19 protein-coding genes and 3 pseudogenes are annotated in these 22,387 nt (G+C 56.3%); 9 read left to right on the forward strand and 13 right to left on the reverse strand.

The window, feature by feature from the left end:
* Positions 1-75 precede the first annotated feature (75 nt).
* On the forward strand, positions 76-2,001 hold the full coding sequence (locus tag BLM14_RS05885; RefSeq protein ID WP_099998530.1) for a potassium transporter Kup: 1,926 nt from the start codon (positions 76-78) through the stop codon (positions 1,999-2,001).
* Between the two features lie 37 nt (positions 2,002-2,038).
* Here BLM14_RS05885 and BLM14_RS05890 read toward each other — a convergent pair whose 3' ends face one another.
* The gene (locus BLM14_RS05890; protein ID WP_099998531.1) at positions 2,039-2,419 is read right to left on the reverse strand and encodes a winged helix-turn-helix transcriptional regulator; all 381 of its coding nucleotides are present in this window, start codon (positions 2,417-2,419) and stop codon (positions 2,039-2,041) included.
* A 130-nt stretch (positions 2,420-2,549) separates the two neighbouring features.
* Here BLM14_RS05890 and BLM14_RS05895 point away from each other — a divergent pair.
* A pseudogene (locus tag BLM14_RS05895) lies at positions 2,550-2,941 on the forward strand (DoxX family protein).
* A 41-nt stretch (positions 2,942-2,982) separates the two neighbouring features.
* Positions 2,983-3,403, forward strand: a pseudogene (locus tag BLM14_RS05900) (SDR family NAD(P)-dependent oxidoreductase); the annotation flags it as partial.
* A 121-nt stretch (positions 3,404-3,524) separates the two neighbouring features.
* Here the strand turns inward: BLM14_RS05900 and BLM14_RS05905 are convergent.
* Entirely contained in the window at positions 3,525-3,974 is a 450-nt protein-coding gene (locus BLM14_RS05905) for a potassium channel family protein (RefSeq protein WP_099998532.1), read from the reverse strand.
* Positions 3,971-5,077, reverse strand: a complete 1,107-nt coding sequence (locus tag BLM14_RS05910; RefSeq protein WP_099998533.1) for an AI-2E family transporter — start codon at positions 5,075-5,077, stop codon at positions 3,971-3,973. The genes BLM14_RS05905 and BLM14_RS05910 overlap by 4 nt, the downstream gene beginning before the upstream one ends.
* 45 nt (positions 5,078-5,122) lie before the next feature.
* Between BLM14_RS05910 and BLM14_RS30890 the strand changes: the two genes are divergently transcribed.
* Complete coding sequence (locus BLM14_RS30890; protein WP_157929479.1) at positions 5,123-5,266, forward strand: hypothetical protein; 144 nt, start codon at positions 5,123-5,125, stop codon at positions 5,264-5,266.
* 295 nt (positions 5,267-5,561) lie between these two features.
* Here the strand turns inward: BLM14_RS30890 and BLM14_RS30895 are convergent, their stop codons facing one another.
* From BLM14_RS30895 to BLM14_RS05930, 3 genes are read right to left on the reverse strand one after another with little or no spacing between them, the layout of a single operon-like run.
* Positions 5,562-5,708 (reverse strand): hypothetical protein, encoded by a 147-nt coding sequence (locus BLM14_RS30895; RefSeq protein ID WP_157929480.1) that lies wholly within the window; start codon positions 5,706-5,708, stop codon positions 5,562-5,564.
* Positions 5,708-6,007 carry an AzlD family protein gene (locus BLM14_RS05925; RefSeq protein ID WP_099998535.1) on the reverse strand — a complete coding sequence of 100 codons (300 nt, stop codon included), beginning with the start codon at positions 6,005-6,007 and terminating at the stop codon, positions 5,708-5,710. Before BLM14_RS05925 ends, BLM14_RS30895 begins: the two co-directional genes overlap by 1 nt.
* A complete protein-coding gene (locus BLM14_RS05930) occupies positions 6,004-6,723 on the reverse strand; it encodes an AzlC family ABC transporter permease (protein WP_099998536.1) in 720 nt (239 codons plus the stop codon). The genes BLM14_RS05925 and BLM14_RS05930 overlap by 4 nt, the downstream gene beginning before the upstream one ends.
* A 137-nt stretch (positions 6,724-6,860) precedes the next feature.
* Between BLM14_RS05930 and BLM14_RS05935 the strand changes: the two genes are divergently transcribed.
* From BLM14_RS05935 to BLM14_RS05965, 5 genes are all read left to right on the forward strand, one after another.
* The gene (locus tag BLM14_RS05935; protein WP_099998537.1) at positions 6,861-7,325 is read left to right on the forward strand and encodes an Lrp/AsnC family transcriptional regulator; all 465 of its coding nucleotides are present in this window, start codon (positions 6,861-6,863) and stop codon (positions 7,323-7,325) included.
* 851 nt (positions 7,326-8,176) lie between these two features.
* A complete protein-coding gene (locus BLM14_RS05950; protein WP_099998539.1) occupies positions 8,177-9,910 on the forward strand; it encodes an adenylate/guanylate cyclase domain-containing protein in 1,734 nt (577 codons plus the stop codon).
* Positions 9,911-10,375: 465 nt separating this feature from the next.
* A complete protein-coding gene (locus BLM14_RS05955) occupies positions 10,376-11,521 on the forward strand; it encodes a TRAP transporter substrate-binding protein (RefSeq protein WP_237143471.1) in 1,146 nt (381 codons plus the stop codon).
* Positions 11,522-11,629: 108 nt separating this feature from the next.
* Entirely contained in the window at positions 11,630-12,274 is a 645-nt protein-coding gene (locus BLM14_RS05960; RefSeq protein WP_162293137.1) for a TRAP transporter small permease subunit, read from the forward strand.
* Complete coding sequence (locus tag BLM14_RS05965; protein WP_099998540.1) at positions 12,271-14,016, forward strand: TRAP transporter large permease; 1,746 nt, start codon at positions 12,271-12,273, stop codon at positions 14,014-14,016. The genes BLM14_RS05960 and BLM14_RS05965 overlap by 4 nt, the downstream gene beginning before the upstream one ends.
* Before the next feature lie 143 nt (positions 14,017-14,159).
* Here BLM14_RS05965 and BLM14_RS05970 read toward each other — a convergent pair.
* From BLM14_RS05970 to BLM14_RS06000, 7 genes and pseudogenes are all read right to left on the reverse strand, one after another.
* Positions 14,160-14,812 (reverse strand): annotated as a pseudogene (locus tag BLM14_RS05970) (hypothetical protein).
* A 52-nt stretch (positions 14,813-14,864) separates the two neighbouring features.
* Positions 14,865-15,890, reverse strand: coding sequence for a HupE/UreJ family protein (locus BLM14_RS05975; RefSeq protein WP_099998541.1), 1,026 nt, complete (start codon positions 15,888-15,890; stop codon positions 14,865-14,867).
* Positions 15,887-16,870 (reverse strand): peptidyl-prolyl cis-trans isomerase, encoded by a 984-nt coding sequence (locus BLM14_RS05980; RefSeq protein ID WP_099998542.1) that lies wholly within the window; start codon positions 16,868-16,870, stop codon positions 15,887-15,889. The genes BLM14_RS05975 and BLM14_RS05980 overlap by 4 nt, the downstream gene beginning before the upstream one ends.
* Before the next feature lie 31 nt (positions 16,871-16,901).
* Positions 16,902-19,106: a DUF3604 domain-containing protein gene (locus tag BLM14_RS05985; RefSeq protein ID WP_099998543.1), complete on the reverse strand. Its 2,205-nt coding sequence runs from the start codon at positions 19,104-19,106 to the stop codon at positions 16,902-16,904.
* A 34-nt stretch (positions 19,107-19,140) separates the two neighbouring features.
* On the reverse strand, positions 19,141-20,772 hold the full coding sequence (locus BLM14_RS05990) for a DUF1254 domain-containing protein (RefSeq protein ID WP_099998544.1): 1,632 nt from the start codon (positions 20,770-20,772) through the stop codon (positions 19,141-19,143).
* Between the two features lie 41 nt (positions 20,773-20,813).
* On the reverse strand, positions 20,814-21,614 hold the full coding sequence (locus BLM14_RS05995) for a hypothetical protein (protein WP_100001058.1): 801 nt from the start codon (positions 21,612-21,614) through the stop codon (positions 20,814-20,816).
* 318 nt (positions 21,615-21,932) lie between these two features.
* Positions 21,933-22,367, reverse strand: coding sequence for a hypothetical protein (locus BLM14_RS06000; protein ID WP_099998545.1), 435 nt, complete (start codon positions 22,365-22,367; stop codon positions 21,933-21,935).
* Positions 22,368-22,387 lie beyond the last annotated feature (20 nt).

The following is a 22,387-nucleotide window of genomic DNA, read 5'->3' on the forward strand; positions in this document are numbered from 1 at the left end:
GTGAATTCAAGCAGATTCTGTAAAAAGTTAGGAGCGTCTCTACCTCAACGCGGATTTCAACAAGAGAATAATTTTATGAGTAAGCAGCAAATAGGTGATGATTATGATATTGCGGGTTCCGCCGCGGCAGGAGAGGAGGTTCATCACAGGGAGACATTTCCAGTCCTGGTGATCGGCGCACTGGGTGTTGTCTACGGCGACATCGGGACAAGTCCCATCTATGCCTTTCGCGAAGCAATTCATGCCGCCTCATCCGACGGCGGTTTGATCCGGGCTGACGTACTAGGCATCGTTTCCATGATCTTTTGGGCACTGACGCTGATTGTGACTATCAAGTATGTGCTGTTTGTTCTGCGTGCCGACAATGACGGCGAAGGCGGTATTCTTTCTCTGATGGCCCTGGCGAGGGCCAGCTATAAAACCCGGCCCACCCTGATCCTGAGCATCGGCATTATTGGCGCATCGCTGTTTTATGGGGACGCTGTCATCACGCCGGCGATTTCGGTGCTTTCGGCGGTCGAAGGACTTGAGGTCGTCGCGCCGGCGCTTGGACCCTATATTGTCCCGATTACACTCGTGATTTTGCTGACGCTGTTTGCCGTGCAACGCTTTGGCACGGCACGCATGGCCATCGTTTTCGGGCCGATCACGTTGATCTGGTTTCTGGCACTCGGATTTTTCGGTCTCTGGCATCTGTTCGATGATCTGAGCATCCTTGTGTCGGTCAACCCCTATTACGGATTTGATTATGTCGTGCGCAACCCAGGCACCGCCTTTGCAACGATCGGCACCGTGTTTCTCGCTGTAACAGGGGCAGAAGCCCTTTATGCGGATCTTGGACATTTTGGCCGCCGGCCGATCGTTACGGCATGGATGTGGATCGTATTTCCATGCCTGCTTTTGAACTATTTCGGCCAGGGCGCGTTCGTACTCGCTCACGCAGAAGCGGCCAAGAATCCGTTCTTCGAAATGTTCCCACCATGGGCGCTGCTGCCCATGGTGCTTTTGGCCACGGCGGCAACGGTTATCGCCAGCCAGGCGGTCATCTCCGGAGCCTATTCGCTTTCCCGGCAGGCGGTGCAGCTCAATCTCCTGCCGCGGCTGACCATCGAACACACCTCGGAAAAACAATCGGGACAGGTCTATCTGCCGAGGGTCAATTTTTTTCTCGGGCTCGTCGTCATTCTCTTGGTGCTGGGCTTTGAGCGCTCGACAAATCTTGCGGCGGCCTATGGTATCGCGGTCACAGGCAATATGCTGGTTACAACGACATTGCTGTTCATTGTGATGAGCCGGATCTGGAAGTGGCGCTTGTGGGTTTCCGTTCTGGTAACAGCAGGTTTCCTAATCATCGATATTACCTTCGTCGGCGCGAATCTGATCAAAGTGATTGATGGTGGTTGGGCATCCTTGGTGGTCGCAATCGTTATCGTGATCGTTATGTTCACTTGGGTAAGGGGAAGCCGTCAGTTAGCGGCGAAGGTTCGAAAGGACGAAGTGCCGCTCGATCTGATTGCCAACAAGATGGCACAAAGTCCCCCAACCCTGGTTCCGGGTACTGCGGTCTTCCTGACCGGGGATCCAGCAAGCAGTCCGGCTGCTCTCTTGCACAGCCTGAAGCATTACAAGGTCCTGCATGAGAAGAACGTCATCCTGACCGTCGTTACTGCAGCGTCGCCCGTTGTTAAGAAAAATGAGCGTGCACGGATTGAGCCCATCAACGATCTGTTTGTGCGTGTGACGCTGACATTTGGCTATATGGAACAACCCAATATTCCCCGCACGCTGGCGATCTGCCGCCAGCAAGGGCTGAAGTTCGACATCATGACAACGTCTTTCTTCCTGTCACGCCGTTCGCTGAAAGCGGCAGTCCGTTCTGAAATGCCCTATTGGCAGGACCGGCTGTTCATAGCTCTGGCGCACACAGCCAGCGATGCAACCGAATACTTTCAGATTCCAACGGGCCGCGTGGTGGAAATCGGAACCCAGGTCAACATCTAGCTGTCAGACTAGCCGGCGAATTGGCGAGCCAAGAAAATCAGCTGCCTCTAGGTTTACGACCGCGCGTGCTTGGCTTCGCCGGAACGCTCTTTCCATACTCGTTCCACCAGGTGGTGAGCGCTTCCAGCGTGGGACCAAGCCCACGCGCCTTTGGCGTGATCGCATACTCGACGCGTGGCGGCACTTCCGCGAACACGGTGCGCGAGACCAGCCCATCCGCTTCGAGCTCGCGCAGTTGTGCCGTCAGCATGTGCTGGGTGATGCCGGGGATCGCCTTTCGCAGCTCCCCGAAGCGGTATACCCGCTGATTGAGCAACCACATGATCTCCAGCTTCCACTTGCCAGAGAGCAACGCGAATGCGCGCCGCATCTCCTCGTGCATGTTGATCCCTTCGTCGGGCATGGTCTGGTTTTCCATACTAACTGCGAGTAATTCATCCTACTTGCACATATCAATCTTAGACGACATTTTCAATCTGTGCTGCAGGTGCGCAGCGAGAAAGTCGACGAAAAAGAGGTTGCTGCTGGGCGGCAAATAGGAAGATCACATGGCCGCAACTTATACATATTGGATTAGCACAGCACTTCTGAGTCTGCTGTATCTGACTTCCGCGATCACGTACGTGACTAAGGGCGCCTGGGTTCGTCAGATCCTCTCCGAGCTCGGCTATCCGGCCTACCTGGTGCCCGTCATGATCGCCGTGAAGGTCTTGGGTGTGGCGGCTATCGTGTCGCGCTTCAGCGTTGCGCTCAGCGATCTCGCCTATGCCGGCATCTTCTATCACCTACTGTTATCCGGTTTAGCGCACCTCGGTGTCCGCACAAGCCCAGAGGAGCAGTGCCGGCGGCGGTGGGGCTCGCATTGCTCGTCACCTCTTTCGTCACACAAAACGCGGCTCGAGAAATTGCTTCGTCCTACCTGCAGGCGTCAATGCTCTGACAGGGCAAAAAACACCAACCCCTTTTCGAATGGAGATTAATATGGGTCGACTCAACGGAAAGGTTGCCATCGTTACCGGCGCCGGTCGCGGCATAGGCCGTGCCACAGCAAAGTTATTTGCGGCCGAAGGCGCGAAGGTCGCTGCGCTTTCGCTCACGCCTGCAAATGTGGACGCCGTTGTCGCGGACATTAAAGCCGCGGGTGGGACCGCCCTTGGCGTGTCTTGTGACATCAGCGATGCCGATCAGATCAAGGCGGCGGTGGATAAGGTGGTCACTGCCTATGGCGGGGTCGACATCCTCGTGAACAACGCGTTCGATCCATCTGCGCCGTTCTCATCCATCATCGATCTGTCGGCGGAGCAGTTGCAGCGCAATTTCCAGATGGGCCCGATCGCCTATCTGCGAACAATGCAGGCGTGCTATCCCTACCTCAAGACGAGTGGAGAGGGCCGCGTCATCGCACTGATCGATATCCCCGGACGCATGACGCAAGTTGAGTTCGAGCCGAGACAGCTTACCCCTGCAGCTTAAGACCTCCATAAATGTCCGCTTTGCGCCAAAAGCGGCCGTTGCTCCGTACGCTACGGCTCACGTGCGCTTCGAATTGCCGTGGTCAACTTCGCCGTGGCCTGCTGGATAGCCGAAAAGAAGAGGGCGGTCGTGATCCCGAACATCATCAGCCCATTGGCAGCCTGTAACGGCCCAAGCAGCCGGATACGGCCATGGAGCACCACGTCGCCGTAGCCAAGTGAGGTGAAGGTGACGCCCGAAAAATACATTGCCGTTTCAAAGTCCTCGAAGGCACCGAGCACGCTATATAGCAGCGCCCAAAATGCGACTTGGACGATATTGCCCACCATGAGCACGATCATCAGAACCGAAAATTGCAGGAAGATCGCACGCCAAGGCTTTGGGCCAATGGGTTTTATCATGGCGTGAGCAAAGTAACGCGCGGCGAGCATGGAAGCCAGCGCTTGAAGCGCGAGGCATATCGACATCGCCAGCAAGCCGAGAGCAATGACCGCAATCATAGAGCCGGACCTTCGATCTGGGGTCCGTCCTCGACGGCGCGCTGGCGCATCCATTCCATTAGCAATACAAAGCCGACCGCCAGCAGCACGGGGCCTACAAATATACCGAGAAGGCCGTCGGCCAGCATCCCTCCGATGACACCGATTAAAATGACCGGCATCGGCACGTCCAGTCCGCGGCCGAGCATCAATGGCTTGAGGATATTGTCGCTCAGCCCCGCGACGAAGGCCCAAACGGCGAAGATTACCGCGGGTGTCGTCGCTTCCGTGGCAAAGACATAAGCCATAACAGGCACAGTCAACAGCAGCGGCGGCACCTGCACGAGTGCCAATAGAAACGTCACAAGCGTCAGCGCTCCGGCGGCCGGAAGCCCAATGGCGAAGAAGCCGACGCCAACAAGCATCGACTGGATTACCGCCACGCCGACCACCCCGACCGCCACTCCCCGGATCGTCGCGGTTGTCAGCTTGAGGAGTCGGGCCCCGCGCGCCTTACTGTTGGTGACTACCTCCAGCAGACCCAGGGCAAAAGCCGCTGCACCCCTGGCAAACGCGACAAGAACTGCGGCAATCACAATGGAAAGAACGAAAGACAGGCCGCCCGCGGCCAAGCCGCCAGCGAAGGATGCGAGCCACGCAGCGGGCCTAGTCAGCATCTGACCGTATTTACTGAGTGCCAACGGTAGGTTGGTGGCAGTGAGCGACCAACCCTCTGAGAGCTTGGCTCCGACCAGCGGCAGATCAGCAAGCCACGTTGGAGGCGGCGGAATAGTCAAGCTGTGGTTCTGCAAGCCGGATACAAGCGAATAAATGGAAGACCCAAGCGATGTGACCACGACGAACATTGGTACCAGCACGACCGCAACGCCGACGATGCCGATGAGAAATGCCGACCAGCGATTGCCGAGCCGGTTGGATAGGCGGAGATGCAAGGGATGTAGTATGACAGCCAAGATCGCCGACCAAAGCAGAATGCCCATGAAAGGCGATATTATCCTAGCACAAACATAAACCAGAAGGGCGACGAGGCCCAATTGAACGGCAATATGGACAATGGATTGTCCTGAGGGTGCAACGTCCGCGTTCGACTCGCTTGAGTCCATTTTTACCTCCTGGGTCCAGAACCTTGTCGATTTAGCGAGGCCTATATGCGTTCTCTAGTCGTCAAGGATCAGCAGCTGGACGCGGGTAAGTTTGTCGATCAGGCGTGGAAAGCAGCTACGATCGCCTTCTTGACGTCGCCGGAGAAACTCAGCGCCCGCTGGCCCACAATCCAATCCGGCAGTTTCTGACGGAAACTAGCATATACGAATGTCCGTGACGAGGCGCTTGGCACAACCACAAAGGTTTGTACCGAATGGATGAAGCCGATCTCAACCCCAGTGTTTTTCGCTTCGCCGAATATGGAAGACTGGTTTGGGCCAATAGGGGCCAGCGGCATTTGCCTTCTGGTTCTGATTAGTGAATCCTGAGTCTAGCTTGTCAGCTGCTTGATTTCTTTGACCGCTGCTGCGCGTCGCTCATCCAAATGGTCCGCCAAGTCTTGCAGATGGATGCCTTTAATTTGGCAGAAACTGCCGTGAGGCATCACTCGACGACGGACACCATCTGCAACTTGCGGCAATAGCAGAAGTTGGACGATGTTCGCTCTGCCCAGAAGCAGACATTCATGTCCGCTTCGCGCCGCCGAAAGCGGCCGCCCGCCACTTTCGGCTTCCCGTGAAGAGTGACCATTAAACCAGGATATTCCGAAGGATCGCCGCCGAGGCGATGGCAATCAGGACGGTGGGCAGAACCGGCAGTCTGGTCGCTACGAGTATTGTTATCGCCAGCGCAATGAGATCGGCCGGACGTCCTGTAACGAAATCTGGGGCAATCACCGTGATCAGAACGCAACCAGGTGCGCATTCCATGAGCGCCTTCGTTCGTTCGTTCACCGTTCGGCTTCTCAGGAAAAGGTAACCGCCGATCCGCGTAAGATAGGTCACGATGGCCATCAACAGAATGGTTAGTGCAAACATTGGATCGATCATGCCGACCTCGCCCAGAAGTAAGCTGCGATCAGACCTGACAGTGCACCTGCTGGGACATACCACGCACCCGGCAAGAAAACATGAGTTGCGCCCGCAACAGTCAGGCTTACCAGCCAGGGGCGCGCTGCAAGTGGCCCTTTCCACATTCCCGCCAGCATGACGAGAAACACGGCAGGAAAAGCCATGTCAAAGCCGAAGCGTGTCACATCACCCAGAAACGGTCCGACCAACGCCCCCGTTGTGGTGAAGATGATCCACGTTGCATAAAGACCCAGAGCGGCACCAAAGAAATAGCCTCGATTGAGGTCGCCATGGCGTCGATGGGCGTCCGCCAGGCCCATGGCCCAGCTTTCATCGCACATGAAGAAAAGGACACTAAGTGCCTGTCGATGAGACAGGCCGCGCATTAGCGGCGCGAATGCGGCTCCCATCAGAAGATGGCGGCTGTTGACGAGGAAGGTGATAGCAACGATCAGCAATATGTGCGGTGGAGAGGTCCACAGTTCCACCGCTGCAAACTCTGATCCGCCGCCAAAGTTGAGCCCTGTCATCATCGGAACCTCGATCGCGCTGAAACCTTTCTGTGTGGCCTGTGCGCCCAAAACAAGTGCGAAAGGAACGAACCCCAACATGATGGGTATCCCGTCTTTAAACCCACGCCACGTGTCATTCCGCGCAGCGCCAACACTACCAACACGGTTGTTCGTTTCGCTCATATTGTAGGGCCTCCGCTTCCGAGGAATTACTCATTCCTGCGACGCACTTCTACGGAGCGAAATTCAGTTGCGTTTATCGGCAGAATCTCTGATATATTAGCGTTTCAAGCTAGGGAATCCATGAATGTTGAATTTCAATGCCAGCGCAACTTGACTCGATTGATCGTGCCATCCTGAGGGCGCTCCAGCACGACGGTAAAATTCAGAACACTGAATTGGCTGTAAAGGTTGGCCTCTCGCCTTCACCGTGCCTGAGGCGTGTAAAAATTCTTGAGGACTCAGGTATCATCGAACGCTACGTGGCACTCGTTGATGCCTCCAAGATTGACATGGGCTTTACGGTGTTTGCACGTGTGTGGCTTTCAGGTCAGGACGAGGAAACCGTGGTCCCATTTGTCGAGGCGATCAAAAGGCTACCTCAAGTCGTGGAGTGCCACCTTATGGCCGGGGACTGCGACTTCATTCTCCGCGTTGTAGCTCCAGACCTTGAAGGCTACAGAAAATTCCAGATCGAGCATCTAGGTCGAATCAAGGGCGTCAGGAATATCAAATCCGAAATTCCCATGCAGCGCGTGAAGCAATCGACGGAAATTCCGGTTTGAACTTTGAGTCCGCTTGCGCCAATAGGGCCCAGCGACATTTGCCTTCTGGTTCTGATTAGTGAGTCCTAGCTTGTCAGTTGCCTGATTTCTTTGACCGCCGCTGCGCGTCGCTCATCCAAATAGTTGGCTAAATCTTGCAGATGGATGCCTTTAATTTGGCAGAAACTGTCATTAGGCATCACTCTACAAACGGACCACCGGCAACTTTGGCGGCAATAGCAGAAGGTGGACGATGTCCGCTCTGCGCCAAAAGGAGACATTCGTTAAGAGCCAACGGCAGCAAACTTATCCTTCGAAATCCATCGACGACGGTGAATCCGACCATGATGGCCCTGATCCTTGTTTGGACAGGATTTGCACCGAGGCTGTCAACGAGCCGTAGCGAACTCGCTGCCGCCGTTTGGCTGGACTGCCTGGACATACGACCACGGGCCTGGGTGCAACGCATCATGGCGGCCCACTTTTTAGGGCCGCCTCTGTTTGGTCCGCGTATCAGGGAGCCCGCAGCCACGTTATGCATACTCCAGCCGACTGACGACGATTGATTGTCCCGTTAGTGCGTTTGAACGGAAAGCGGCCAGGAAAAGGGCTCGGCAGAACCGCCGGCCGTCGTGTGAGCCAATCGCGCCCTGCACGTAGAACACAGTCAGTTACAGACAAACGATCCATTGAAACCGCCGCTAGCGGAACAGCGTGGAGTATCCGAATTTTGGATCAAAGCCAATCCGGTTGACCGAAGTCCAGATTGAGCGGAAGCTGGTCACGTTTTCATATTTTTCTCAAAGCTGGCATCGGGTTCAAACGCGGCGTGCCCGATCTAGCCAAAGTCTCTCGGAACTCGGGGAGAAGGGATGGCAAAAGATCGCGTCAAACGGCGGCTTGCGGCGATTATGGCCACAGATATCGTCGGTTATTCTCGCCTGATTGAAATCGACGAGATGGATACGCTCGGCTCAATCAAACGGCTTCAAGCCTCTATCTTCAGACCGACAATTTCGACCCATGGCGGTCAGATCATGAAATTGATGGGAGATGGTGCCCTGGTCATGTTCAATTCCGCTGTAGATGCGGTGAACTGCGGGGTCTCGCTGCAAAATGATATTACACTCGATCAAAGGCAGATTTCTCCCGATCGGCGCATGATCTTTCGCATTGGCATCAATCTCGCTGACGTGGTGGTCGAAGGCAACGACTTGTTCGGCGATGGCGTCAACATCGCCGCCCGCCTTGAAGCCCTGGCTCAACCGGGCGGCATCTGCATATCGGATACTGTCCAGCGTCAGCTCGCCGGAAAGAGTGGCTTGGCATTTGAGGACGGCGGCGAGGTGTCGCTGAAGAACATCGCGCGGCCTGTCCGGGTCTGGCACTGGATGGATTCACCAACAGTTGGACCTGCCAGCCTTCCCATTACGGATAGACCCTCCATTGCCGTCCTTCCATTTGAGGACCTGAACGGCCGGCCTGATGAAACCTTCTTCAGCGACGGGATTACAGAGGATATCATCACTGGTCTTGCACGGTTTCGCTCGCTCTCGGTCATTGCTGCCAACTCGTCTTTCAATTTTCGCGGCAAACCTACCAGTCTGAAGGAAATCGGACGACAGCTTGGCGTCGCTTTCATTGTCGAGGGAAGCATTCGGCGCGTGGACCAGCGCATCCGTGTCACGGCTCAGCTGATTGAAGCCGCAACTGGAAGTCATCTTTGGGCTGAGCGCTTTGATCGCAGCCTGACCGATGTCTTTGCAGTACAGGACGAAGTCGCCAAAATGATTGTTTCGACGCTCGTTGGCCGGATCGAGGAGGTGAAATTCCAGCAGTCGCTTCGCAAGCCGACGGTGAGCCTTGCAGCCTATGAGTACTATCTGCGCGGTGTTGCTCACCTCAGAGGATATGCCGATGATGACAACCAACAGGCTTGCCACATGCTCGAAGCTGCAGTCGAGCGCGATCCTCGATTTGCTCTGGCTTATGCATACCTTGCTCTCTCTCGAGTTGCCTTGCACGGTTATGCCGATGCCCCAGCGGAGGTTCTGGACGACGCGTTTGCGATCGCGAGGAAGGCAGTCGCCCTGGACGGGCAAGAAAGCGTTTGCCATCGCTTGTTGGCGCTCGTTTGCGTCTTCCGCCGCGAGTTCGATATCGCGGAGCGTCACTTCCGCCGAGCCTATCAACTCAATCCGAACGATGCGAATGGCCTCGTTCAAATGGGAGGCCTTCTGGCCCGACGGGGCAGACTCGACGAAGGCCTGGAATGGATCAATGAAGGAATGCGGCTCAACCCGTTTCCGCCGTCGTGGTACGAGGCAGCTCTCGCCAACGTTCTTTACTTGTTGGAGCGCTACGACGAGGCAGCGCTTGCGCTGAGTGAACTGCCCAATCCCGGTCCATATACGCATGCCCGACTTGCGGCGTGTTATGCGCAAGCGCACCGATTGTCCGAAGCGCACTCCGAAGTTGCCCTCGTCCTGAGAGAACGGCCCAATTTCTCCACGGCCGATTTCTTGAAGCGGGTGGTCGTTCTGGAGTGTCCTGATCACCGGGAATTGCTTCGCCAAGGTCTATTAAAGGCAGGCTTGCCGGAATAGGCTCAACGAGTGACCAGTTTTGACTTCAAGAGCCGTCTGAGGCGACATCCCCTTTAAACGTAGCCCGCTTTCCACCGCGGTCGCCCGCTGACGTGCCTCCTCGGTGTGAAGACTTCGTGGCTAGGCAGAAATAGTTCCGGCCTTTCTCAAGGCGCATTATTCAATTAGTTCGAAGTCTCCGATGCAACGTCTCAGTGGTTTCAAGCCCCGCAACCACTGAGACCCGTAACCGCCGCCACGTTTCTGACCGTCTGTACCCGTCGCGAAAGCAGTCATTCAATGGCAGGATGTACCCATCGTAAAAGAGGCCGCAATTCGCAAGTTCAGCAATGCTGAATTGTAGTATTTGTATGCCGTCCACTTTTAATCATTGCTTTAGCTGTCATAAAGTAATCTTTGCTTGTGAAGTCATTGAGTAGTATCGTCTGAGATGGGCACGAAGGCCCGGGCTTCTGGGAGGAACAAATGACCAAATCAATGACCCAAACATGGGACAAGACCTCGCGCCGCAAGTTCTTGGGCGGTGCGGCCGTCGCGGGCGCGGCGATCATTGCTGCGCCGAGCATCGTCAAGGCGCAAGGGCCTGTCAGCATGCGTTGGCAGAGCACATGGCCCGCCAAAGATATCTTTCACGAGTTCGCACTGGATTTTGCCAAGAAGGTGAACGACATGACAGGCGGCGACCTCAAGATCGAGGTACTGCCGGCCGGCGCCGTGGTGCCTGCATTTGGCCTGCTTGACGCGGTGTCACAAGGAACGCTTGACGGCGGCCACGGCGTGGTCGTCTACCACTACGGCAAACAGGCCGCGCTGGCGCTATGGGGATCGGGGCCGGGCTTTGCCATGGATGCCAACATGACGCTCGCCTGGCACAAATACGGCGGCGGCAAGGAGCTTCTCGCAAAGCTCTACGACTCCATAGGCGCGAGTGTCGTTTCGTTCCTCTACGGGCCGATGCCGACACAGCCGCTCGGCTGGTTCAAGAAACCCGTGGCCAAGGTCGAGGATCTCCAGGGACTGAAATTCCGCACCGTCGGTATCTCGATCGATGTCTTCACCGCGCTCGGTGCGGCGGTTAACGCGCTGCCGGGCGGCGAAATCGTCGCGGCGTTGGATCGCGGCCTGATTGACGCGGCCGAATTCAACAACGCGTCGTCCGACCGGGTCCTCGGTTTCCCGGACGTGTCCAAGATATGCATGCTGCAAAGCTATCACCAGAATGCCGAGCAGTTCGAGGTGCTGTTCAACAGGACGAAATACGACACATTGCCTGACCAGATGAAGGCCATCATCTCCAACGCCGTGGAGGCCGCTTCGCAGGACATGCACTGGAAGGCGATCGACCGCTATTCGAAAGACTACGTGGAGATGCAGACCACCGATAAGGTCAAGTTCTACAAGACGCCGGACGCGATCCTCAAAAAACAACTGGAGGTATACGACGAGGTCGTGAAGAAGAAGGCGGCGGAAAACCCGCTGTTCAAGGAAGTCATCCAGTCCCAAATCGCCTTTGCGGAGCGGGCAACGCGTTGGGAACAGGACACTGTCGTCAACCGCCGAATGGCCTTCGATCACTATTTCGGAGAGAACGCGGCGGCGAAGAAGATCTGACGCACAGTTCGAATAAAGCATCGTTGGGAACATGACCGAGGATGCTTTGTTCGCCTAAATATCCTTTCGCCATTGGGGGCACGCGTGAACGTTCAGCATTTTCTGCATATGATCGATGCAATCAGCGCATGGGTTGGAAAGGCGGCGGCGTGGCTCATCGTCGGGCTGATGACGCTTGTCTGCGTTGAGGTCTTTAAGCGCTACATCATGAATATGCCGACGGCGTGGATATTCGATGCCAGCAGCATGTTTTACGGCACATTGTTCATGCTAGCCGGAGCATACACATTGGCGCAAAACGCCCATGTACGCGGCGACTTTCTCTACAGTTCGATGCGGCCGCGGACACAGGCGGCGCTTGATCTTGTATTGTACATCGTCTTCTTTCTTCCCGGCATCGCCGCCCTCGTTTACGCAGGCTACGACTACGCGGCACTTTCGTGGCGGATCGGGGAGCATTCAACTATAACCGCGGAAGGCCCGCCGATCTACTACTTCAAGTCGGTCATTCCGTTGGCTGGTGCCCTTGTGATGCTTCAAGGCTTCGCCGAGATCGTGCGCTGTATCGTCTGCCTCAAGACGGGGGAATGGCCCAGCCGGCTCAAGGATGTCGCGGAGATCGACGTGGTCGAGGAGCAGCTCGCGCACAGCGAGCATGTAGACGAAGAGACGCGCAAAGCCGCGATCGAGCGCGCACAACAAATCGACGAGACGGCGCGCAAACGCGGTTCGGGTGGGGATTTGCAGACATGAGCGATCCCGTTCTCGGACTCACCATGCTCATGCTCATCGTGGTCGTTATCATGATGGGTTTCCCGACGGCCTTCACGCTGATGGGCCTCGGCATGTTTTTCGGGTTCTACGCGTTCTACAACCCCGCTGAGCACTGGATAGATAATCGCATCTTCGATTTGATGGTCCAGCGTACCTACGGGGCCATGACCAACGATGTTCTGATCTCCATCCCGCTGTTCGTGCTCATGGGTTACGTGATGGAACGCGGGGCGCTGGTCGACAAGATGTTCTACAGCATCCAGCTCGCGTTCCGGCGCGTTCCGGCGTCACTCGCCGTTGCGACGCTCATCGTCTGCACGTTCTGGGGCATCGCCAGCGGCCTCGTCGGCGCTGTGGTGGTCTTAATGGGGGTCATTGCCTTCAATCCGATGCTGCGCGCCGGATACGATGTGAGGCTCGCTTCCGGCGTAATTACCGCCGGCGGCACGCTGGGTATCCTGATCCCGCCGTCGGTCATGATCATCGTCTATGCGGCGGTCGCGGGGCAGTCCGTGGTGAAGCTCTACGCCGCCGCGATGTTCCCCGGTTTTTTCCTTGCTTTCCTCTATCTCGTCTACATTCTTGCATGGGCGACAATCAATCCGCGGATCGCTCCCGCCTTGACGGAGGAACAAACAAAGGTTCCGGTACCGGCTTGGATGCGAAGCTTTCAGGCAGTCTACTCACACAACATGCTTGTCGGACTTTTTTCGGCATTGCTTGCGCCGTCCAGGGCGATGGCGCTCGTGACGGAGAATGGACATCTTACCTATTGGAAGCTCTTTCGGAATTTCTTTGCTGCTCTGGTGCCCTTCGCCCTAACAACCTTCGTCCTTTTGCTCGTGTGGTGGTATGTCGTTATCCATCCGCAAGCATCCGCCGAACTCGAAGCTCCATCCGGATTGGAGCAGCTCGGCTCACCAGTGCTGGACGCGGCACCCGCCACGCCTGTTGGACCGGCTACCGGTTTCTACGTTTCGTTCGGCCTCATTGCCGCATTGGCTGCACTGATACTCGTCCGCTACTACCGGAATATGAATGCCGAGCGGCTGGAGGTCGTGAAGCTCCTGACCTCCTCCGTCATGCCTCTTGGCATTCTCACCGCGGTCGTGCTCGCTGTCATCCTGTTTGGAATCACGACGGCTACCGAGTCCGCAGCAGTCGGTGCCGCGGGTGCCTTTCTGCTGGCGTTCCAGGCCCGAACGCTCAACTGGAAGCGCACCAAAGAAGCGGTGTTTCTGACCGCGAAGACCACGGCCATGGTGTGCTGGCTCTTTGTCGGATCGGCGCTGTTCTCGGCTGTTTTCGCAATCCTCGGCGGTCAGGCGCTGCTCGAGCAATGGGTCCTGTCGCTTGACCTGTCGCCCATACAGTTCATGATACTGTCGCAAGCGATCATATTCATTCTCGGCTGGCCGCTCGAATGGACCGAGATCATCATCATCTTCGTGCCGATCTTTCTACCGATGTTGAAGCACTTCAACATCGACCCGGTTCTTTGGGGAGTGCTGGTCTTCGTGAATTTGCAGGCGGCGTTCCTGTCACCCCCCGTCGCAATGTCGGCGTTCTATCTCAAGGGGGTCTCCCCACCGCATGTCACGCTCAACCAGATATTCGCCGGCATGATGCCTTACATGCTGATCGTCATCGTTTGCATGATTATCATGTACATCTGGCCCGGCATAACGCTCTGGCTTCCGAACTACCTTTATGGCGGCTGAGGGGAGTACGCGTCGCCCACGCTGCTAGTAACGCATGCCAGGCTGGATTGCCAACAACCAATCAAGATGAATGTCCGCTTTGCGCCCATTGCGGACATTGGCGCATGGGACTTGATTTAAGCAGAGAACGCCCAGTGCCCTTATCAATAGCATGGCGGATACGGGTAAGGGCCGCAGGCAGGCCGCGGATAATAGTACGGCGCTGCCACAGCGGCTCCGGCGACGGCCCCCCATACCAGGCTCCTCGAAACGCGGAGCGACGGGCGACGCCCGCAAATGAACGCGGTGTGAACGGCATTCCGATGATGTCGATAAAGGTCGATGCCGGTCCGTCCGCGCCATCGAGGCTACCCTCCAGCACCTCCACATCGAAGCTGAGATTGTCGTCCTCCATCTTGGGAGCATTCAAGGTGACGACGGCGTCAAGGACATCGCTCCCGTCCTTCTTGAGGACGGACACCGTCGCGTTGGGCGGATCGGTGGCGAAGCTGTCCTTGCCGGTCGCCCACTCTTCCAGAAGATGCGCAGTAAGAACGTGGCCAGCTGCCCTCACCGGACGATCAGCGAACATGATCGAATTGGGTGAAATCCCCGTGAGGACCAGCTTTCCTTCCTTTATGCTGGCACCCCTCGAGTTGAGCACGATCAGCGCCGGTTCAACCTGAGGCTTTGCGGATCCGATGGTCTTTGTCGCCGGTGACTTGATGGCATTAGGCTTGTCCTGCGCCAAGGCGCCTCCAAGCGCCAAGAAGGATATTGCGACTGCTAAACTTAGAGATTCCAGTTTCCTTTGCATGGTATTGTCTCCTCCGTTTGTTTTGCTATTGCCCGAAAAACGTTCTCCCCAGTCAAAATGCCGCCAGCCGCTCCACGAACCAGAATGACGCCATTGTGCCAATGCCATAGGTGGTCGTGAGAAATGCAGTGCGGCCAACAAGTGGCGGATATTTCAACAATCGTGCAAAACCTACTGCGGCAATCACCGCAGCGATGAATATCAGCTGTCCCAGTTCCACGCCAACGTTGAAGAATAGCAGAGCCAGTGGAATATCCCCGACAGGAAGAGCCAGATCGGCCAGCGCTCCGGCAAAGCCAAGTCCGTGCAACAGTCCGAAAGCAAAGGCGACCAACCATGGTCGCTGCTGGGTCAAACTCGTTTGGCCGTTGTGGATGCGGATTATCTCGCAGGCAAGCAGCAATATGCTGAAGGCGATTGCCGCTTCGACGGGTGGTCCTGGGATATGGACAAAGCCAAGCGTCGCTAGCGTCAGCGTGATCGTGTGCGCCAGTGTGAATGCGGTCACCGTCAGAAGCAGTGCTCGCCAGTTGCGCGCGATGAGGATCAGAGCCAACACAAAGAGCAGGTGATCGTAGCCCAACAGAATGTGCTCGATGCCGTGCACAACAAACGTCTTTGCCACGTCCAAACGTCCGGGCTGGGTTGCGACGTCGACCCACGGCCGAGAAGGGCGCACCAGTGTGGTGGAAACAGGTTGGCCAAGTAAATGCGCGCGCACCAGCACATCCGTAATCGTGGCTTGTAGGCCCACGAACTCTACGCGTTCGCCGGCCAGATTGCCCTTGGTGGTCTCGACGACACGACGCTCGACAATCGAATCCGGAAGCTCCCGTTCGGCAGGCTGTGTGACGTTCTTCACCTCGTCGGAAAACCGCAAAGCAACCGGCAAGCGCATGCCCGACAGCAGTGGGGTGCGCCAGATTACGCTGTATCGGTTTGGGCCCGTCTGATCGATCTGGAGATAGGCCGGGCGAACTTCATGAGCCGCAGCGGCTGACACATAGCAAAGGCATGCGACAACAGCGCCCCGCACGAGGCGGCAGCAAAAGCCAAAAAACCTGCCAAAGTCGCTCATTGCGCAAGCCATTCTGGTGAGGAGCCGGCCATTGGCCGTTGCAGGTCCCGTAAGTCAGCAGGGCTTATCGAGGGCACCGATACGGTATAACGCGAACGCATCTCCTCGAGCGCGGCCCGTTTTACATCCCGGTAGCGTTCATCCATCCACGCCGACTTTACTTGGGGCCTAACCTCCTCGAAGGCGGGAATGCGTCCGGGATCAATCACGTCGATCCAAACTAGATGCCACCCATAGCCGGATTGGACGGGCCCTTGCCAAGAACCGGGTTTGAGTCTGAACAGCGCAGTGGCGAAGTCAGGTCCGAACTCCTTTGCCATCTGGTCTGGCGTGGCGTCACCATAATGGTTCTGAAACATGAAAGGATCAGCCACCGATGGAACACCGGGCGCATCAGGCGATTTGCCCCCAATCTGAACAAGAACGGCCGCCGCTGACTCTTTCGACCCGCCACCATGGTTGTCCTGCGAAAAGTAAAGATGCCGGAAGCTCGCATGTGGCGGGAGTGCAAAGCGGGCGGCGTTTTGTTGAAACCAGGCGGTGAGCACCGCGTCGCTTGGTTCTTCGATCGAAGCTACGTCAGCTGCGAGGAAATCCATCTTTTGGGCGAGCCTGCGCTTGATAATCTGATCGTCGCGATCAAGCCCGAGCGCCACAGCTTCGCGGGACAGTATTTCTTCCGTAACTTTCTGATCCAATAGACTGCGCAGTTGATCTTCGGTCGGCAATGACCTTCCTTGCGCAAGCCAGCTGATTGCCAGTTGCCGGACGTCGTCCTTGGTCAACTCGATTTTCTGCGTATCGATTGCTTGTTCCGCTACAGGATTAAGAATGCGATATACGCCGAAGAGAACGACACCCACGACGAGGAAGTGCAGCAGCGGCTCGCTGAGCAATCGCTGCCACTGCTTTATCGACTTGATCTTGTCGCTGTCGCTGTCGTTTCGTTCTGGACGTGGCGCTATGGGAAACAGGTTCATTGCATTACCTCTCCGCCCATGTGTCCCATGGTCAACGTTCAACGCTTTGAACTTCGTAGTTTGCGTAGCCGAATTCATTGCTGCGCGCCGCCACGTATTGATCACCCTTCTTGTAGACTGTCAGTTCGAACGGCGTTCCATCGATCGTCGTGACCATGTGCCCATCGCGTATTTCGTAGTCGGCCGACGATCCGGAGAGGCTCGTATGCATCACCTGCAATAGATCATCCGATTTGGGCGCACCGCCGTTCAACTCCGTGATGACGCGCTTTCCGGCAGCACCGAACAAAATCTGAAATTCGTGATTGGTTACGGTGTTGCGGACTTTCAGAGTTTGCCCGACCAACTCTTTGAGTTGATCATCATTGAGCACTGTTGCGCCGCCCTTGGTCAGGTCAGTGACGGTCACGCCCTTTTCAGCTTTGGCTATTGCGGTTGCTGAAGGGGTATACCAGATCGGCGAGGTCCAGGCCCGTTCCTGAACCGTGGGGGACACATCACTCGGCGGCAGGATGCCGAGCTTAGCCGCATCGTACGTACTCCAGCGTGGAGTGGGAATCTGTAATACGCGGGCATAGTAAAATGCATGCTGGCTGGCATCGAACTCAGGATCCGTCCAAACTGCCTTGAGCTCCACGGCACCGATGTCGTTCGTATAGGTGGCCTTGGTGATATCCACCGTACTGCCGACCGCAGGCAATTTGCCAGTCGCGGGATTCACCTGGCGATCACCTGACCAGGCAACGTCGAACACCTTCTCGAATATCTGACCTTGTTTGGTCCAGCCCTTAACGATCTGGATACGATCCAGATTTCCGTTAGCGGGGTCTTTCACGGCGGAGACGACGAACGACGGCACTTTGTCGTCAGTTGCAGGCAGGTCGCCGCCCATGGGCACGCCGCCCGCATAGGCGACCTTGACCCAATCATCTTGCGAGAGAAGTCCTTTGTCGTAATCCCAGCCACCGAACAGTCGTGCCTGAATTCGGACGCCGCTTGTCGCATAGACTTCCTTGCGCTGCATGGCGGCGAAGATCGAGTCACGCGTGTTCTCTTCGGCCCAAGCAACGGTAAGCCCGGAGGTTCCGGTTTGCAGGATGGTCATGCCGGATGCAACTGTTCCCGCGAGTCTGGCCTCGGGCGTAGCGTCCACCAACCCGTGGGCGCCGAAAAAGTTCGACTGCGAGTAGGCAGTGACGGTATTGTGGGAGTCTCCCGCGCCGACAACCCCGAACTTGTAAGGGTTATAACCGCGCGATTCCTGCATCGCCAGACCATTTTCGTAGGCTTCGCGGGCGTAGCTGCCATGCAGTTTCGAGGTGCTGTTATCGAGGCCAATCAGGTAGTTCATGATTTCAAAGTTGGCGAACTCGTCATTTGGCGAGAGGTCAGGATGGGTTTCCGATGCTCCCTTCACTTGCTTGAGTTCAGTCAAGGGCTCGTTGGTCATGCGCTGCTGTGCCCAGGCGGCATCGATTGGATTGCCCTTGCTGTCGACATCAGTCGGAAACATGATGCCATTGGAAAGGTTGGCATTGTGGGAGATTGCCAAGACCTCGTTTCCCGCCTTCCGCTGGCCATCCATCCACGTCCAAAGATCCTCGGGATGGTCAGATTCGATGGCCGAAAACGGAGTCTGCGGAACCTTGGAACAATCCTTGAAGAACACGTTGCGATGCATGTTCTGGTTGTTCGGCATCGATGTCCATTCGTACGAACAGAATGTGGTGAATGTTCCCGGCTTGTTGTACTTGTCGGCAATCGCGTTGTTTTGAGCCCATACGGTCCCGGCCAATTGCGGATCGAGCAATTCGGTCACTGGCTTGTGGGTCGCGATGGTGCCCGCCAGCCAACTGAAAATCTTCATGGCGGGGTTGTCTTTGGTGACCTTCAGCTTTTCGGCGACAGGCAACTTGCTGATCGAGGAAGTGGGATCGTTGGCAAGCCTGATCACGCCGACATATTCCGAGTGATCGGTGACGCCTTGAAAATCGAGCGGCGTTTTTATTTTGACGTCGAAGCCAGCGGGATGCTTGATCGTCTCTCCCATGGAATATTGGTACGCCTCAGCGGGACCAGTAACCGTGTTGCCGATGATGTAAGCATCAAGCGACCAACTGGTGTGTTGATGCGTCTGCCCGAAATACGCATGACGCTCCTGCGCGCCAGCCGTTGTTGCCAACATGGCGAGCATCGTTGAAGAGAGCAAAATACGTTTGGTGTCCAAAGTAGGCATGGGTATGATCTCCAAAGTCGATGGCACTCATTGATTATTTGACGGGCTCAATTTCGCTTAAGCGCCATTCTTTGGTGAAAAACGGCTCCAGCGGGCTGTAGAGGCGCAGGATCGTGAACCAACCCTTGTCCGGCATCGTCTGAACCCAGTTGCTGCGTTCCACACCCTCCGGTTGCTTCGGGCCGAAATAGATTGTGGTCGAACCGTCTGCATCGGCTTCGGCAGCGGGTGACGGATAGCTCTGGCTGCCCGCACGCGGATAGCGCTGTGGTGTGTCAAGCATTGAACGCGTCTGGTTGTCGTAAACGGTGAACGACCAGAATGCCTCTGCCGGGATGCCCTTGGGCAGCGTCACCTTGTACGTTTTGCCGCCTTCGAGGTCCCTTTTGTCCGCATCGACAAAACCCATCAGATACTGCGATCCAACGCGGGGAAGCCGCATGATCATCCCCGGCGAATCGAGCGTATAGCCGTAGTAGAACGCCGTTTTCGAGTTGAGGGTGCGTGCGCCCGTCGGTGGCAACGGGTCAAACAGACCTTCCTTGGTGATCATCGGCGGCGGGGTTTCGAAGTTCGCACCGCCCTCCCACAGCATGCTCGACCAGGCAGAATCGGGATAGTAGGCCCATCCGGGAACCTCGTTTGCTCTCCAGTTCAGCACCCTTCCGGCAGCGTTGCCAACAGCTGCGGCGTCGGTCAGGATTTTCTTCATTCGGTCGTCCGGTTTGAAATCCTTGCCCTTGACGATCCCAATGGCGGCCAGTTGTCCGGCAAGTTCCGGATTGTAGGAATCGGCCGGCTCGGCTTGAATGTTTTCGTTGATCATCTCGAAGAACGAGTAGTCGTTGGGAGGAACAGTATTGAACGCCTTGCCGCTCGCTTCAACGAACTTTGTTTCAGGAACGGGGGGATTTGCTTCGAGCCTGACGTTGCCTCCAAGGGCCGTGGCGATACTCGTGCCAAAGCCACCGGGTGTGTAGGAATAAATCTTGAGGTGCTTCTTGATCAGATCGACAGTGGGCTTTGGGTCATTGTCCGTGAGAAAAGCGCGGGCACCGTAAAGGACCCTGTTCGTTTTCGAATGAGCAACGTGGAAGCCGCTGTCCGGCAGTTGTCCGGTATAGCCGGGCGGAACGATCAGATACCTGCCGCCTTCGCCGCGATCCGGACCGGGAAAACCGATGTCGATGATCCACTGGAACCACATGTCGTTGATGGTGCCGAGCCCCCTCGGCGGCTGTTCGATCACGATGGGGCCTTTGGTCAGGTCAACGACGGCGAGGTAGTAGACGGTGTCGGCGTTAGCCGTGAGGAACAGTGACTTCGAATCCATCAATTCGGGAAAGAGGACGACCGTATTGTCGTCTGCGCCGATGCTTTGGAATCCTTTTTGCAGAGCATAGGCCGAAGCACCGCCGTAACTGTTGAGGAAAGCGTCCAAGCCGCGGGTGAAATCAAGCGCGTCGAATACCTTCTTGGCCGTTTCGGCGCTCGGTGCTCCGTCCTTGAATTCGAGAGTACCGATGCGGGATTCCACCTTGTCGGGCGTGGTGATCTCTTTGGGTACTTCGAAAGCACTTTGAGCCAGGGCAATGCTGTCGTTGTTCAAGGTGGCTGCCGCGATAAGAATTGCCAGTAATGAGACCTTGCTTCGGATCGATGCCATGGTGTTCCCCCGTTCGTGTTATTGGTTGAGTTCGATCTCCGTCACTTTGGAAAAAGGAATGTTACTGCCAGGCGCGCCCCAAAACCGTCAGGGCCGTTGCTCGGGCTTTCGGCCCAATAGCGGACGCCTGCGGTCAATTGAATCGGCTGCTTCCCGACCTTCACGAGTTTCGCAATCGTGAAGTTGATGGGAACGGACCAGTTTTCGGTCTCCCAATTGTAAGTGCTTTCGGTATTGAGCGCGAAGGTCCAGGCTTTCGGCGTCGTGTAGGAAATGAAGGGCTGCAGGAATGTGGAGTTTACGTCTTGGCGGTCATCATCACCCGCGAACGACCAGATGTGGTTGGCGAGAGCACCATATGTCCATGGACCGGATTGCTTGAGGACAACGGCCGTGGGACCTGCGCCCCACTTCTCGCCGCCGAGCAGATCGTCAGTTGCGGTCGGCAAAAGAAAGACAGGGCCGACACCCCAGATGATGCCGGATGCCGTGGGTTTCTTCGGCGAGAAGAACAGGCTCTGGGTAATGTCGCCAAGGCCGAATTGACTTCCCGAGGGTCCAGCAATGTCGTCTTGCCAGACTACTGGCAGAATTGTGCGTGAGATGACGTTCCAGTCCTCGTTCAAGGTGAATGGAATCACGGGCTGGATATTAATCGTGTACTTACTGCCATCGTTCGGGCCATAGCCGCCGTCATAATTGCCCTGGAATGGCACGCTGATGAGCGACGCTATGGGGTTAGAGAGCTTCTTTGCCAGGTCTGCTGCGCTCTCTTGCGCCTGAGCGGAAGATATGAATGCAACGACTGCTAGCGAAGCGGACAGCAATCCTGTACGACGCATGGCCATGGTTGCGTTCCCCCGAATAGTTGCACCTTGCTACAGGCGGTCGACAGCGTTCCCCACGTTCCCGCATGCTGATCGTCGCAATTCCTGCTGACTGAAAGAAGTACGTTACTGTTACATCGGGTTAAGCTTCCCTAGTCTGAATAGCCGCTATGGGCCAAAAGCGGCCGCACACCTAGAGACTAGTCAGTCGGCCTAGGACGGCAGCTTGCCGGGGCTAGATGGTTTCATCGATGAATACGGCAAGCTGTCAGAACAGGAACCAACCGAAGCTGAAATCATCGCCGCGGCAACGCCAGGAAAACAAGCTCCGGGCTAGTCCAGACGAGCCGGCAACTCAAAAGTGGCGCTGTTTTCGCTCTGCTCGATCTTGCTAAATCCTATTACAGCAAACCATCGGTCAATGTCGGGACGGTTCCGACTGACGGACCTGATTGGGGAATTACCGCAAAGCTGTTGAATTCTGCGAATATGACGCTTGCAGAACCGGACTGTTCTCGCACTGAAGAACTCTTCATCGGCAGCAAATGACGTGTAAGCGACGCCATCGTTTTCATGCCAGGTTATAACAGCCAACGTCTTACCTCCCTCGACAAGTGCGTGACCGCGGCCTTCTCTAAGGTCCATGAGGAGATGCTCTTTTGCTTTGCCTTCGGTTTCTCCCACTGTCGCATAGTCCTGGCTCATTCTGGCAGCGAGATGCTCGAAAACGTGACTGAGGTCTTGGGGCGTGGCGGTTCTGGCTTCCATGGCTGTCCTCCGATCCGTCT

The sequence above is a fragment of the Phyllobacterium zundukense genome (genome assembly GCF_002764115.1).
In the GTDB taxonomy this organism is placed as follows: Bacteria; Pseudomonadota; Alphaproteobacteria; order Rhizobiales; family Rhizobiaceae; genus Phyllobacterium; species Phyllobacterium zundukense.